The sequence below is a fragment of the Listeria goaensis genome, from assembly GCF_900186125.1.
GTDB classification, from domain to species: domain Bacteria; phylum Bacillota; class Bacilli; order Lactobacillales; family Listeriaceae; genus Listeria; species Listeria goaensis.
The window spans coordinates 31,670-45,419 of sequence record NZ_FYBQ01000012.1 but is presented as its reverse complement, the minus strand read 5'-3'; the positions used below and the strand labels follow the sequence as shown (position 1 = coordinate 45,419).

Annotated in this window: 15 protein-coding genes and 1 CRISPR repeat array (1 of these 16 only partly in view); of the genes, 3 read left to right on the top strand and 12 right to left on the bottom strand. The window is 42.0% G+C overall.

What is annotated here, in order from left to right; all coding sequences use genetic code 11:
- Positions 1-148: a CRISPR direct-repeat array (repeat unit 30 nt) (it extends 341 nt beyond the left edge of the window).
- Positions 149-270: 122 nt separating this feature from the next.
- The 11 genes from CFT42_RS12425 to CFT42_RS12375 all read right to left on the bottom strand — a co-directional run bounded on the left by CFT42_RS12425 (position 271) and on the right by CFT42_RS12375 (position 9,427).
- Positions 271-1,416 (bottom strand): ABC transporter permease, encoded by a 1,146-nt coding sequence (locus CFT42_RS12425; RefSeq protein ID WP_244169972.1) that lies wholly within the window; start codon positions 1,414-1,416, stop codon positions 271-273.
- Position 1,417: 1 nt separating this feature from the next.
- Positions 1,418-2,524, bottom strand: a complete 1,107-nt coding sequence (locus CFT42_RS12420; RefSeq protein WP_088816254.1) for an ABC transporter permease — start codon at positions 2,522-2,524, stop codon at positions 1,418-1,420.
- Positions 2,525-2,539: 15 nt separating this feature from the next.
- On the bottom strand, positions 2,540-3,478 hold the full coding sequence (locus CFT42_RS12415) for an ABC transporter ATP-binding protein (RefSeq protein ID WP_088816253.1): 939 nt from the start codon (positions 3,476-3,478) through the stop codon (positions 2,540-2,542).
- Positions 3,479-3,561: 83 nt separating this feature from the next.
- Positions 3,562-4,680, bottom strand: coding sequence for a sensor histidine kinase (locus CFT42_RS12410; RefSeq protein ID WP_088816252.1), 1,119 nt, complete (start codon positions 4,678-4,680; stop codon positions 3,562-3,564).
- Complete coding sequence (locus tag CFT42_RS12405; protein ID WP_088816251.1) at positions 4,677-5,324, bottom strand: response regulator transcription factor; 648 nt, start codon at positions 5,322-5,324, stop codon at positions 4,677-4,679. The genes CFT42_RS12410 and CFT42_RS12405 overlap by 4 nt, the downstream gene beginning before the upstream one ends.
- A gap of 12 nt (positions 5,325-5,336) precedes the next feature.
- Positions 5,337-6,509, bottom strand: coding sequence for an N-acetyldiaminopimelate deacetylase (locus CFT42_RS12400; protein ID WP_179946379.1), 1,173 nt, complete (start codon positions 6,507-6,509; stop codon positions 5,337-5,339).
- Positions 6,510-6,514: 5 nt separating this feature from the next.
- On the bottom strand, positions 6,515-7,225 hold the full coding sequence (gene dapD / locus CFT42_RS12395; RefSeq protein ID WP_088809493.1) for a 2,3,4,5-tetrahydropyridine-2,6-dicarboxylate N-acetyltransferase: 711 nt from the start codon (positions 7,223-7,225) through the stop codon (positions 6,515-6,517).
- Positions 7,226-7,263: 38 nt separating this feature from the next.
- Entirely contained in the window at positions 7,264-8,145 is an 882-nt protein-coding gene (locus tag CFT42_RS12390) for a LysR family transcriptional regulator (RefSeq protein ID WP_088809492.1), read from the bottom strand.
- Positions 8,142-8,594 carry a cyclic-di-AMP-binding protein CbpB gene (gene cbpB / locus CFT42_RS12385; protein ID WP_088809491.1) on the bottom strand — a complete coding sequence of 151 codons (453 nt, stop codon included), beginning with the start codon at positions 8,592-8,594 and terminating at the stop codon, positions 8,142-8,144. The genes CFT42_RS12390 and cbpB overlap by 4 nt, the downstream gene beginning before the upstream one ends.
- A gap of 153 nt (positions 8,595-8,747) precedes the next feature.
- Positions 8,748-8,978 carry a YkuJ family protein gene (locus CFT42_RS12380; protein ID WP_088809490.1) on the bottom strand — a complete coding sequence of 77 codons (231 nt, stop codon included), beginning with the start codon at positions 8,976-8,978 and terminating at the stop codon, positions 8,748-8,750.
- Between the two features lie 227 nt (positions 8,979-9,205).
- A complete protein-coding gene (locus CFT42_RS12375; RefSeq protein ID WP_088809489.1) occupies positions 9,206-9,427 on the bottom strand; it encodes a hypothetical protein in 222 nt (73 codons plus the stop codon).
- A 210-nt stretch (positions 9,428-9,637) separates the two neighbouring features.
- Here CFT42_RS12375 and CFT42_RS12370 point away from each other — a divergent pair, with 210 nt between their 5' ends.
- The 3 genes from CFT42_RS12370 (at position 9,638) to CFT42_RS15025 (ending at position 12,816) form a co-directional block, all read left to right on the top strand.
- On the top strand, positions 9,638-10,048 hold the full coding sequence (locus CFT42_RS12370; protein WP_088809488.1) for a YkyB family protein: 411 nt from the start codon (positions 9,638-9,640) through the stop codon (positions 10,046-10,048).
- Positions 10,049-10,092: 44 nt separating this feature from the next.
- Positions 10,093-11,250, top strand: a complete 1,158-nt coding sequence (locus CFT42_RS12365; protein WP_088816250.1) for an aminotransferase class I/II-fold pyridoxal phosphate-dependent enzyme — start codon at positions 10,093-10,095, stop codon at positions 11,248-11,250.
- A gap of 357 nt (positions 11,251-11,607) precedes the next feature.
- Positions 11,608-12,816 carry an immunoglobulin-like domain-containing protein gene (locus CFT42_RS15025; protein ID WP_244169971.1) on the top strand — a complete coding sequence of 403 codons (1,209 nt, stop codon included), beginning with the start codon at positions 11,608-11,610 and terminating at the stop codon, positions 12,814-12,816.
- Positions 12,817-12,879: 63 nt separating this feature from the next.
- Here CFT42_RS15025 and CFT42_RS12355 read toward each other — a convergent pair whose 3' ends face one another.
- Positions 12,880-13,740, bottom strand: coding sequence for an NAD(P)-dependent oxidoreductase (locus CFT42_RS12355; RefSeq protein ID WP_088816249.1), 861 nt, complete (start codon positions 13,738-13,740; stop codon positions 12,880-12,882).
- Between the last annotated feature and the right edge of the window lie 10 nt (positions 13,741-13,750).

Below are 13,750 nucleotides of genomic sequence, written 5' to 3'. Positions count from 1 at the left end.
ATTGTGAAATGTAAATCTGATGAAGCGGGTAATTGGCTTGACTGGTACGCCAGGTTTTAATCTATGCATTGTGAAATGTAAATCCATCTGTAATCTCTAGGATTTGCTTGTGCGAACTGTTTTAATCTACATATTATGAAATGTAGATTCTGTTGTGATCTTACTTTCAAACTCATTCGCCGCTGTTTCAATTTATGTATCATAAATTCTAATCCCATTAAAATCCCCCGCCAAAATAAAAACTCTGGTGGGGGATTTTTTATGTTTGGTTTAAACAAACGATCGGAGCTCCTTGTTTTTTGCGAATTTGTAGCTGGCAATGCTGAAAAATAGGAGTGTGTAGCCGAGTAAAATGATGATGTTTAAACTTAAATCGGCAAGTGTTCCGTTTTGTTGGAGTTTTGAGACGGCGTCCATCACCCAGTATTGCGGCATGAAAGCGGCGATTTTTTGCATGATTTCTGGCATGATAGCAATCGGGATTAGTGCGCCAGAAAGTAGCGTTGAAATCGTGAAAATCGTCGTTTGCATCGCTGAAATACTCCTTCTGCTTCCTGCGACAAAGCCGAATGCGAGTGACAGCACGACCGCCATCAGTGAGAACACCGCAAGGATTGCAAATAAATCGACGTATGCAACACCCGGATTAATCCGGAAGGCAAAACGCATTGCAAAGAGACAAATCAGCACCTCAACAAGCACAATCACATAGGCGAAAAGCGCATTGCCAAGCAAATACTTTTTGCTGGAGAGCGGCGTGGACATTAAGCGGTAAAACGTCCCTTCCTCCTTTTCTTTTAAAATGAGCTCCCCGAGACTGCCAGCTGCATAAAGCAGCATCATGCATAGAAAGCCAAGAATTTGGGCCGACATCATCTTTTCAATGCCCGATTGATCCTTTAGGTCGGTGTTTTCAATCGGTAATTTTGAAGCGTCATACGTTTTGACCGTCTGCTCAAAATTTGCTTGCCCGCCTAGTTTCTCCAACTTCAAAAGTTTATTAATCTCATTTGAAAGTAGCATTTTGGTCGTGTTTATCGTATTTCCGCCTTGAATCGACTCAATTTTAAAGTCGCTCGCCGTTTGGTTCGCTAAACTATCATTAGCACCTTTTTGAATTAAAATGAGCGCATCCAGCTGGCCGCCAATTAGTTCGGCTTTGCCTTTTTCATAGGAAACCTCTTTCATGCCGGCGTTATCTTCTTTTAAAAATGTCACCAATTGATTCGTATACATACCCGAGTCCTGATTCACTACACCCAGTTTTAAAACTGTCGTGTCATTCATCTGTGTGCCGTAGGAAAAAAAGTAAATTAAAATACTCAAAATTGGAAGACCTATAATCATAATCATACGGACTTTTGATTTCTTTAATACGTCCCAATTATGTTTGAAAATCCAACCCATTTGCGCCATCTTAATACACTTCCTTTCGCTTTTGCGTTATAGCAATGAGGCCAATAAAGAGAATGGCAAAGCCGACATTAATTACAATCGGCATGATAGCCGCGGAAAGTTGTCCGTTGTAAAGAATATCGCGAATACTAATGTTCGCCCAACCAATTGGGGAGAGCTTTTGAATTGTCGGACTTATCATAGGGAAGTAAGCCCCGCCTAGGAAAGCAAAAATTTGGACAATAATGCTCGAAACGGCAGCCCCTGCTGCATTACCGTTAGATAGAACGTCAATCGCCATTCCAAATGATACGGAGAACAAGGCGAGGCTGAAATAAACGGCCGCAATAATTAGGAACGCGTTTCCCCAGTTTACGTCAAAGAACAATTGGGAAACCGTCATAAGCAAAACTAAAGAAATCGCTTGAACGACCAGTTCACCAATGAAATTCCCCGTAATCGCCACTTCTTTTCTAAGCGGCGCAATGAGCAAGCGAATATCCGTATGTTTCAATTTCTCAATTCGAAACGCGTTCACACCAGACATCATGCCGAACATCATCGTCATGCCGATGAGCGCAATCGCATAGTACTGGAAAGACGACACATTATCGCTCGTTTTCAGTTTTTGGACCGAAATCGCGTCTTTAGGTACGTCGTTTAAAGCCATGACGCCATTCATTTGCGTAGGATTCACTTTTGCCGTCGTCACAGCGAGTTGATATTGCGACGCGAAAGCATTGATATAGCCGTCCAGTCGCGCTTTTTCAACCGTCCCGGGGCTGTTTGTCACAACGCGCAAATCATTTTCCTTCACCTGAATGAACGCTGTCGCATCACCGTTTTTCACCTTCGCCTCACCAGCTTTAACCCCATCGACTTGTTTAAAAGTAACGCTCTTCGTACTTGCTTCATTCGCAAAAGTTGCAAAGGCTGTATTCATGTTGGCGTCTGCCTGAAGGGCGTAGACGATGTTCATCTTGCCTAAATCGCTGTCGTCAGTAAACGCGTTTTGAAGGACGCTGCCGAGTACGAAAATAAGCGCGATTGGAAAAATGAGCATGAAAATGAAGAAGCTTTTATCGCGCAGTGAAAGTTTCACTTGCTTTTTGATGATGTGAAATAACATTTTGACAGCCCCCTTCTAATCACGCAATTTTCGCCCAGTTAAGTTTAAAAATACAGTTTCCAAGTTGAGCGTTTCTTGATTAATTTCCAAAATATCGATTTTATGTTGCAGTAAAATGGCCAAAATCGAGTTTAGCGTGTTCACTTCGCTACTTGATGTGATGTGAAGCGAATTTGTTCCGTTCCACGTCACCGCCTGAACGCCCGAAACCCCTTCGATGTCTTTTGTCGTAACACTTGCGTCTTGATCCACGATAATTTCCATTTCTTTGACGTCCGTCACCAAACTAATGAGCTGTTCTTCCGTGCCTTCTGCAATGACTTTCCCGTGGTCAATAATCGCAATATAGTCGCAGATTTCCTCGACCTCTTCCATATAATGACTCGTATAAATAATGGTTGCCCCATTTTCATTCAGCTTTTTAATCGAGCGTAAAATATAATTACGAGACTGCGGGTCAATACCAACTGTCGGTTCGTCCATAATGATAAGTTCCGGACGATGCGCAATAGCACAGGCAATGTTCAAACGACGTTTCATACCACCTGAGAATGCTTCTGGACGTCCTTTCGCTTTATCCGTTAAGCCAACAAAACTAAGCGCCTCATTTGCCGCTTTGTCAAGTTCCGCGCCGCGCAAACCGTATAGCCCAGCAAAAAATTTAACGTTTTCAAGCGCCGAAAGTTCATTATAAAGCGAAATTTCTTGCGGCACGAGGCCAATCTTACTTTTAATCCTCAAGCCGTCTTGCCCTTGCTGCTCTCCGAAAATCGTAACATTACCGCTCGTTTTTTTAATTAAGCCACATAAAATGCTAATCGCCGTACTTTTCCCAGCACCGTTAGGACCGAGCAAACCAAAAATTTGCCCCTTCTCAATCGAAAGCGTGAGCCGGTCAACCGCAATCGTTTTATCAAATTTTTTCGTTACTTCATTTATTTCAACGATTTTCATAATGTACCTCCTCGTTTTCTCTATTATAAAAAAGAAGCGAGGACTTTGCCTAGTGCAATTCCTCACTTCTTCGCATGAGATTTTCACGAAATTGGGATTAAAGTAATGATAGAGAAGCCGTCCTCACCTTGAAAAATCACGTTACCGCCTAGTTTCGCCGTTCTTTCTTCCATACCCAGTAAACCTAAATGTTTAGAAATAACTTCTGCGCCGACCCCGTTATCACGTATTTCAAAACGAGCAACTTTATTCAATACAACAAGATTCGCTTCAATGCGCGTCGCGTCGCTGTACTTTAACGAATTTGTTAATGCCTCCGTCAAGTTTTGTAAAAATACATACCACATCGGTTGGGTAATTTTAGCCAATGAACCTTTCGCATAAAAAAGCGTTTGACATTTATACTTACTTTCAAATTGGGATAGCTCATTTTTAAGCCGCGTAACCCCTAAACTTTCCTGCGCAGGCTTTGTTTCCTTCAAAGTCTTCCGAATTTCCTCGATGCCCGCTTGGCTAATTTGAATCGCATTGTTCAAAAGGAGCGCCGCCTGGTCAACATCTTTGTAAAGAATCGCCTTGCAAGCCTCAAGCTGAATGAGTCCGCCAGAAAGCGAATGCCCCAGCTCATCATGAATACGGTGCGAAAGCGCGTTTCGCTCCTCTAATTTGGCAAGGCTCGTCTCTTTCATAATTCGCGTTTCAAGTTGATCCATTTTCCCCCGCACATTTTCCAGTTGAATCCTAAGCGCTTCATTCGTCTCCTCTTTCCGTAGCAACATGTAGGACTGCTTATTTAAAATCATATAAAAAATGAATGCAAAAGCCGCAATCCATAAATAAAGCGCACTCATCTGGAAATCACGCAAAAAAAAGAGCGGCAACATCGCGATAACCGCGTATAATGCGTAGACCGAAAAACTCCATTTTTCCCCCTGTAAAAAAAGCGAAAAAACAGCAAACGGGAATAAATAGAGCAAATATGGCATGATGAGAAAGCCAAAAACCAAAATACTGCCGCAAAGCAGCACAATGAGAAAAATTCGCGCACGCCGCAGAGTAAAACTTAGTAAAGTCAGCGATAAATACAATAATATCGCCAGCAAATAACAAGCGTTTAAAAAAGCCGACAACTCTTGTATAAACACAAATAATAGCAAGAAAAGCGAAAAAACCACATCAATTTGGATTTTATAGGCATTCATTCCGCATCCCCATTTCCGCTACCCGTGAAATACAAAATCGCAATCTGCGTCCGGTGTGAAAGCCCCAGTTTCCCAAGCAAAGCCGAAATATTGTTCGCAACCGTCCCCTCTGAAATAAAAAGGAGTTTCGCAATTTCCCGATTCGACAGCCCTTTCGCTACCGCTTTCACAATATCCTTCTCACGTTCAGACAGCCCCATCGCATCAAGATCCGCATACGCCGTCTGCTTCGCCTGATTCACCGCGCGCAACTTATCCCAAATTTCCGCCTGAATAATACTCTGCTCCTGCATCACACTACAGATAGCATTCACAATTTTTTTCGGATCATTATTTTTAAGCAAATAGCCCTTCGCCCCGTTTTGAATCGCCTCCAAAATAAACGCGTCATCATCAAAAGTCGTTAAAATAATCACCTTCGTGTCCGTCTCCTGCGCAATTTTTTTCGTCGCAAGAACACCGTCCATAACGGGCATCCGAATATCCACAAGCGCCACATCAACCGCATGCTCCAAGCAAAATCGGTACGCCTCTTCCCCGTTCTGGACCGTGCCCACAACCTCCAAATTTTCCTCCGTATTCAAAATAATCTCTAAACCGCCCGTAATAAACGAATTATCGTCCGCTAAAAGGACACGAATCATATGCAAAACCCCTTATTTTTCAGATAAAAACTTCGTTAAAACAGAAATCGCAAACGGAATCGCATCTTCTTGTGGATTTAATTTAGCGTGGTGCAAACCGTACGGTGAGTCCACCCCGAGCCAAAACATACAACCCGGAATTTCCTCCAAGAAATACCCGAAGTCTTCGCCCGTCATTGCAGCCGGCGCCTCAATAAACGCCCCTTCAAACTCGCGATTTAAAAAGGCAATAAACTGTTCCGTTTCCTCCGCATGATTGTAAACTTGGCAGTAATCCGATCCCGGTGTAAACGTAATTTCGCACTGAAAAGCTTCTTCCATGCCGCGTGCAAGTTGTCTTAAACGCGTCCAAATCACGTCCATCGTTTCCTTCTTCGCCGTCCGAATCGTCCCGTCTAGGTGCGCCACCTCCGCAATAATGTTTTGCGCATCGCCGCCTGAAATTTTCCCAACCGTTATAACAGCCGCGTCCATCGGGTCGATATTCCGACTGACAATCGTCTGCATTTGCGTCACAAAATGACTCGCACAAACGACCATATCATTCGCAAGATGCGGGTACGCCGCATGCCCAGCGCGCCCTTTAAACGAAATAAAAAGTTCCGATGTGTTCGCAAAAAGAAGACCAACTTTTGTCGCAATTTGCCCCACTTTATACTCTGGCGCAATATGTAAGGCGTAAATTTCGTCAGGCCAAAATGCTTTAAATTCTTCGCTTTCTAAAATGGGCAAAGCCCCGCCAGGACCTTCCTCCGCAGGTTGAAAAATAAAAACAAGATTTTGTTCAGGCTGACTCGTCGCAAAGTGCGTCAAACACCCTAGCGCAATGCTCATATGAACATCGTGGCCGCATGCATGCATCGCTCCAGCGTGCGTAGACGCAAACGGCAGACCCGTTTTTTCAGCTAGCGGCAACGCATCCATGTCCGTCCGGTACCCAATTGTTTTCGCACCAACTCGCCCCGTGACGCGAACAAAAATCCCCGTGCGCCAAGTTTGTACCTCAAGGAACTCTTGATTCAGTCCCGCAATATAATCGAGCAAGTATTTCTGCGTTTTATGCTCCTCAAAACCAATTTCCGGAATCTGGTGTAAATCCCGTCTAATCTCAATAAAACGATTCACGAAAAACCCTCCTTTTCTAAAAGAAAGAGACGTGCCAAATGAACACGCCCCTCTTTTCATTTGATTTAAAGTTGTCGCAAGCCTTGCATAATTTCGGTTTTCGATGCCGTTTTCGCATCAAGTTCTTTTAAGACACGTGCTGGAATGCCGGCTACAACTGTTCCCGGTGCAACGTCCTTCGTCACAATCGCGCCAGCCGCAACGACTGCGCCTTTACCAATTCGTACGCCTTCAAGGACAACGACATTTGCCCCGATGACAACATCGTCCTCCACGATAACTGGTGTCGCAGAAGGTGGTTCAACAACACCCGCAAGTACTGATCCCGCCCCGATGTGACAGTTTTTGCCCACTGTTGCGCGTCCGCCAAGCACGACGTTCATATCAATCATCGTACCGTCTCCAATGACAGAGCCAATATTAATGCTAGCCCCCATCATGATAACCGCATTATCTCCAATTGTCACTTGGTCGCGAATGACTGCGCCTGGTTCAATACGCGCATTAATATTTTTTAAATCAAGCATTGGAATAGCTGAATTGCGGCGATCGTTTTCCACTACATAATCCGCAATATGCGCCTCGTTTTTAGCAAGAAGAGGCTCAATGTCAGCCCATTCACCAAAAATTGTTCCCGCATTACCCGTAATAAACGTTTTAACTTCATCGGGGAAAGCAATTTTGTCTAAATCACCTTTCAAATAAACTTTGACCGGTGTTGATTTTTTACTGTTTTGAATAAAAGAAATAATTTGATGTGCATCCATTTGTTCCATATTTAAACGCCCCTTTTTTATTTTTTAGTTTGCCATAGCTAGCGGCTTGTTTCAAGAAATTGATTTGTCACTTCTAGGAAAGCAGCAACTTGCGGTAATTCAAGCGACTGTTCATACGTCAGCAAATTGGTATCCCGCCCGAGTTCTGTCCCGTCCTTTTCAGTTAACGGAATACGATTTACGACCGCATCGATTTCTTGACTCATTGTCACCTCAGGTAAAATCGCAAAACCAATTCCGTTTATCGCCATTTGCCTCGATGTTTCAATTTGATCCATCAACATGACTTGTTTCGGCAACTTCGAAAAGTTTCGCTGCCAGTAATCCTGAATCACTTGATAATAGTTAGAATCGCTCCGGAATTGAATAAATGGCCGATTCGTTTCAAAAACATCTTCAATTCGTTCAATCTCCTGATCCACTAAAATAAGCCGGTCCGTAAATAAATGCCGCTTCACACTTTTCCACGGCGTACTGCCACGCACAATCCCTAAATGTACTGAACCAGAAGCAAGCAATTCATGGACATCGCTACTCCAACCCGTTTGCAGTGAAATCGTCACATCGGGATATTTCTCTGTGAACATTTTTAACACCCGCGGCAGCCACATCTGCGCCACAACACTTGCACAAGCAATTCGAAGCGTACCGCGCACGACACCTTCCATCGCCTCTAGCCGCTCCTGAATTTCATGCTCTCTAGCAATGACACTCGCCGCATGTTTGACAATCGCTTCCCCTTCTGGCGTTAAAAGCAAGCCTTTTTGTGTGCGGATAAAAATCTTCGTATTCCATCTGCTTTCAATCGTCTGTAAACGTTGCGATAAAGCCGGTTGACTCAAAAAAAGTTTTTCCGCACTACGACGCATATTCAGTTCATCAGCTAGACAAACAAGCAATTCATATTCTGTGACAATCATTTTTCGTCCTCCAACGGTGCATGAATAAAGCGATTCACCTGTTTTAAAATAATTCTTCGCGTAATAATCCCTTGAAACTCATTTTCCTCATTGACCACACATAAAAATGGATTATCTACAAGCAAACTTACGACACGTTCCGGATTAATTGCCCCTTTAATAACAGGAAATTCCGTTTGCATCGCATCTTCAACTTTTAACGTTTCAAGCTTTTCATATTCAATTCGCTCAAGGCCTAAAATCGAATCTGTAATACGTGCAGCACTAATCAGTCCGTGCAGTTTAAATTCGAAATCAAGCACTGGAATAGCTGAATAGCCACATTTCGTAAGCACTAAAAGCGCATGCTCCAAATTATTCCCTACCTGTACATGGGCAACCTTCTCAGCAGAAATCATACTTTCTTCGAGCTTATCTTTGAAAAAATAACCTAATCTATTTGAAATCACGTGGAACCCTCTTCTCAATTAAATTCACGTTTTATCTCTCTAAAGTAAGTGTCTCATCACTCTTATTCTAGCATAGAAAAACAAGAATTTCCTCTATTGTTGCGCAAAAAAAATAACTAGAACAGATTCCCCGTTCTAGCTACACCTTACAAATTAATTTTCTTGTAACGCTTCAAAAATCTCAATTGCTGTCATATCAATATCATCAAATTGATATTTACTGTTTAATTCATAAATTTCGACTTCAAACGAATTAGACGCTCGAAAGTATTTCACTTCACAGATTACCTTACCGTCTTTTTCAAAACGACGTGCTTGCGTTTCAGAAGCTTCATCCTCCTGCATCGCGTTTAAACGTTGAATAATTCCTAATAACTGAGACATCGCTTATTCTCCTCTCAAAAATCCACCTATACGAAACAAACTCGCAAGACCACTAAATTAATACTATCAAATTTTAGCGCATATAGCACCTATTAAGCAAGTCATCTGTAAAAATTCAGAAAAAGCAATTTTCTTTGAATAAAATTTGCCACAACGAGCTTTTTAGTTTTTATGCGCGCTACAGCGTTTTAATCAAAATAAAAACCTAGTGCGAAAAGCAACCAGGTTTATAAATCGTTGTTTTGATTTTCCGTAATATCCAGCTTCGTTTTAACAGCGCGCATGATTGTCTTGTGGCGATTAAAGCCCTTCACACAAATCGTTTCGCCATTTAAAGTCGCGTAAACTTCCCCCCACGAACCAGTCGGGTTAAAACCGTAAGCATGTATTTTCAAAAGGCCATCTTTTGTTGGAAAAAAGAACGCCTCGTATTTACCAGCTTTTGTCATGTGCGCTTCCCCTCTCAAACCACTTCCAATTGAAAATGATTATCATTATTAAAACTATTTTACGGTAAAAAAGCAAAATATGCAATAACAAAATGTAAATATTATCAGATTTTTTCAACTTTTGATTTGTGTTATCAAATTGTTTCGTTATAATTAAATTATTATACTCAATTGAAATTTTCTGATTACATGCAAAAAGGGGGTTTTCATTTGAACCAGACGAAACAAATTGCCGAAGCCATTTTTATCGTTAACCGTCATAGTAAAGTCGCCACCAACCCGGCTTACTTGTACAAGCTAAAACAAGCCGCCATCACCAAATTGCTCTCAGATGGCCATGCCGAAAAAGTCGGCTTGCAATATTCAAAAAATCCAAAAAACTGCCGCCAACACTCGCTTGTGCTGGTCAAATGTGGCGATTTCCTTTTCCATATCCCGCCCACAAAAAACGATTTAAAAGAGCTGCATCACCTCGGCGAGCAGGTTCGTTTACAATATAAGACCAAAACATCGTTGTCATTAAAGCGCGCCAAATATTGCCTCGAAGCCTATACAAATATAAAGCCAGACACAGCAACTCAACCTACTATTTTTGAAAACAGTAGCCCCTATTTCCGCTAAAATATGATATGATGAAGCAGAAAAAGAAAGAAAGGGTGAAGCTTATGCCTAAAAATATACGCCCCGAACTGGCTGCCATTCAAATTAGCGGAATTCGCCGTTTTAACAATGAAATTGCGAATATTGAAGGCATTATGAAATTAACACTTGGCGAACCAGATTTCGATACTCCAGAACATGTCAAACAAGCCGCAATAAACGCTATTCAAGATAACTTTACAAACTACACAAACAATGCCGGCATGCCTGAACTTGTTTCCGCCGCCGCTGATTATTTTAACAAAAAATACGCGCTAGGTTTCACAAAAGAAGAAATCATCGTCACAATTGGCGCAACCGAAGCCATTGCTGTGGCACTCGAAACGATTTTAGAACCAGGCGATGAAGTCATTTTGCCTGATCCCATCTACCCTGGCTATGAACCGCTCATCAAATTGATGGACGCCGTTCCGGTCAAAGTCGACACGACGGAGTCAGCGTTCAAATTAACCCCGTCGCAATTAAAACGAGTCCTTTCTGACAAAACAAAAGCACTTATCTTGCCCTACCCGTCGAATCCAACTGGCGTAACGCTAACGGAAAGCGAGCTGAGAGAGCTTGCAAACGTCCTAGAAGGCACGGGAATTTACGTCGTCGCCGATGAAATTTACAGCGAGCTAACTTACGAGAAACCGCATACGTCCATGCGCCCGATGCTACCAGAGCAAACGATTGTCATCAACGGACTATCGAAATCGCACGCGATGATTGGCTTTCGCATCGGCTTCCTCATGGCACCCAAACCACTGCTTACAGAAATGCTGAAAATCCACCAGTACACCGTAACTTGCGCTTCTTCGATTAGTCAAAAAGCTGCGCTTCAAGCGGTGACAAAAGGTGAAAACGATGCTTTGCTGATGCGCTCAGAATACAAAGTCCGCGCCAAGTTCGTGCAGGATCGCCTTGTGAAAATGGGCTTTCAGGTCATCCCCCCAGACGGCGCATTTTATTTTTTCGTCAAGCTACCCGATTTCGTCACTGAAAACGCGTATGATTTCGCTTTGAAACTAGCTAAAGAAGCCAAAGTAGCAGTCGTGCCCGGCAATGCCTTTTCCGAAAAAGGCGACCGCTACTTCCGTTTATCTTATGCCGCTTCACTTAATAAACTCGCGCTTGCAACGGAAAATATGGCTAAATTTATGGAAAAAAATTATTCTATTTAAAATCGAGATTGTTACATAAAAACAAGCATAAATTCAGTAAAAACCATGTCTCCAGATGATATTATTACTGAATTTATGCTTATATTTTGTTACCTAATAAAACGATTATTTAAAGGCGATGACAATCTTATTAATAAAAACGCAAACTAATAAAAATTTTGCATCAATAAGCAATATTTATTGAATTGTATTTTAAAAGTGGTTATAATTTGCTTGTATTCTTAATATTTGGAAAGAATACACATTTTTTGAGGGGGGAAGGCATATTACTTAGGTAAAATAGTCACAAAAATATACTATATAGACCCTTTCTTTAGTTATCCCCTTGGAAACAAGGAATCAAAAGGAGGAAGAAAGATGAAGAAAAAAGTACAATTTGTGACCGCATTAGCTACAGCAGGAGTGTTCGTTTTAGCACCCGTATCTACTAATTTTGAGAACGCTGTCCCAACAATTCAGACAGGGGACCAAAAAGCTAGTGCTGCAACTATTGATTTACTTAAAGATGCCCATTTACAACCAACTTATCAAAACGGGAAACTACAATTAACACTTACAGGACAACAGCTGGCGAATATTGGCTTAATTTCCGAGTACTACACATACTTTACTTTGCCTACCGAACTTACGTCATTACTAGATTCACCTGAAGTTCGCGCAAATACTACACTTTCATACTCTATACCAATTCTTTCTATAGGACCAATCGGATTGCCACCTCATCAAGGAACGGTCACCGGCGATCAATTAATCATTGATAAAGAACATCAGTCTATTGGGGCAAAAATCAATCATGGTCTAGCCTCAGTTGGAATTGCGGCAACAAATAACTTCACGCTAACTATCGATTTAGCAAGTTTAGGTATTTCTCAATTGCCTTCATCTCCAGATAGTCAATTGGAATTTGCTGCACTAAGTAGCGACACCCTTTTAAACTTGAACCTACTTGGAAATCAAAATGCGGCACAAGCCTCATTAGAAACTACACTTCCTGATCAAGTAAAACCGACTATTAGTGCCACAGATAAAACGATATCCGTCGGAGATAATTTTGATCCAAAAGCAGGTGTAACAGCTTCCGATGACCGAGATGGAGATATTACCAATAAAATCGAAGTCGTTTCAAACAATGTTGATACAACTAAAGCAGGTACGTATGACGTCACATATAGCGTAACAGATTCTTCAGGTAACACTGAAACCAAAACGATTATCGTTACCGTGCAGGACGATTGGGAAAATTTCCAAATTGGGAAAATAACATCAGTCAATCCTATTAATACAGCATCTACTAGCATTTCTGGTTATACCACTTATGATGACACTTCTCAAATTCCTAGTGGGACAAAAATTTATGCTAATGCCGTCTTCGATACTCAAAATGGCTATACAAACACAATTATTACTGAAATTGAATATAAAAATGGTTACTTCAAGATTCCCGTACCAGACAATGTTAAATGGCAAGAAGGAGACACTGTTCCCGTTTATCTTACAGCGGTGAATGCTAACCGCACTAAGAAAAGCGAACCATTTCTTGCTCCTGTTTTAGCAGAGCCATTTTAAAAACGTATACTGAATAAAAAGACATCCCGTAATGAACCTGAAATAGGTTTTACGGGATGTTTTTTAATTATAATATTTAATTAGCGCCTGCGTTCCCGCTTCGCTAAGACCACGTTCAGCGAGTGTTTGATACATTTGTTCAGCTAAAGTTAAACCAGGTAAGTCAATCCCCATTTTTTTTGCTTCATCAATTGCGATTCGCATATCTTTGATAAAATGTTTAATGAAAAAGCCCGGTGAGAAATCATCTTTTAGAACGCGTGGGATTAAATTGCTGAGCGACCAACTGCCTGCCGCCCCACCGGCGATGGATTTCAAGACGCGTTCAGGATCAAGTCCTGCCTTTTCTGCATAAAAAATCGCCTCTGTGACGCCTATCATATTCGAGGCAATCGCAATTTGATTCACCATTTTCGTATGCTGGCCAGAACCAGCACCGCCTTGTAAAATGATGCTTTCACCAAGCGCCTCAAAAATCGGTTTGGCGCGCTGGAACGCCGACTCGTCCCCGCCGACCATAATACTAAGCGTACCGTTTTTCGCGCCAATATCCCCACCTGAAACAGGGGCATCTAAAACTGCAATGCCTGCCTCTATACCTTCCGCAGCAATTTGTGCAGCTAGTTCTGGTGAGGAGGTCGTCATATCAATCGCGAGTGTGTCAGGTTGCATCGTTTCTAAAAAGCCACCCTCGGATAGGTACAACTCTTCGACGTCGCTCGGATAGCCAACCATAGTAATTAAAACGTCCACCGTAGCCGCTAATTCAGCTGGGTTGTCATGCCAAGTCGCCCCTTCATTTAGAAGCTCCTCTGCTTTGGATTTTGTTCGCGTATAAATATGTAAGTCAAAACCCGCTTTCAGCAAATTTCGAACCATGCTTTTTCCCATCACACCAATACCAATAAAACCAATTTTTTTCATCGAAACTCCT

What these genes read in the sequence shown, in the direction of transcription:
- CFT42_RS12380 (WP_088809490.1), bottom strand. Translation starts at nt 8,978, where the DNA reads ATGTCTCAGTTATTAGGAATTATTCAACGTTTAAACGCGATGCAGGAG.
- CFT42_RS12420 (WP_088816254.1), bottom strand. Translation starts at nt 2,524, where the DNA reads ATGTTATTTCACATCATCAAAAAGCAAGTGAAACTTTCACTGCGCGAT.
- CFT42_RS12390 (WP_088809492.1), bottom strand. Translation starts at nt 8,145, where the DNA reads ATGATTGTCACAGAATATGAATTGCTTGTTTGTCTAGCTGATGAACTG.
- CFT42_RS12405 (WP_088816251.1), bottom strand. Translation starts at nt 5,324, where the DNA reads ATGATTCGTGTCCTTTTAGCGGACGATAATTCGTTTATTACGGGCGGT.
- CFT42_RS12415 (WP_088816253.1), bottom strand. Translation starts at nt 3,478, where the DNA reads ATGAAAATCGTTGAAATAAATGAAGTAACGAAAAAATTTGATAAAACG.
- CFT42_RS12375 (WP_088809489.1), bottom strand. Translation starts at nt 9,427, where the DNA reads ATGACAAAAGCTGGTAAATACGAGGCGTTCTTTTTTCCAACAAAAGAT.
- CFT42_RS12410 (WP_088816252.1), bottom strand. Translation starts at nt 4,680, where the DNA reads ATGAATGCCTATAAAATCCAAATTGATGTGGTTTTTTCGCTTTTCTTG.
- CFT42_RS12425 (WP_244169972.1), bottom strand. Translation starts at nt 1,416, where the DNA reads ATGGCGCAAATGGGTTGGATTTTCAAACATAATTGGGACGTATTAAAG.
- CFT42_RS12400 (WP_179946379.1), bottom strand. Translation starts at nt 6,509, where the DNA reads ATGAAAAGAGGGGCGTGTTCATTTGGCACGTCTCTTTCTTTTAGAAAA.
- dapD (WP_088809493.1), bottom strand. Translation starts at nt 7,225, where the DNA reads ATGGAACAAATGGATGCACATCAAATTATTTCTTTTATTCAAAACAGT.
- CFT42_RS15025 (WP_244169971.1), top strand. Translation starts at nt 11,608, where the DNA reads ATGAAGAAAAAAGTACAATTTGTGACCGCATTAGCTACAGCAGGAGTG.
- CFT42_RS12365 (WP_088816250.1), top strand. Translation starts at nt 10,093, where the DNA reads ATGCCTAAAAATATACGCCCCGAACTGGCTGCCATTCAAATTAGCGGA.
- CFT42_RS12355 (WP_088816249.1), bottom strand. Translation starts at nt 13,740, where the DNA reads ATGAAAAAAATTGGTTTTATTGGTATTGGTGTGATGGGAAAAAGCATG.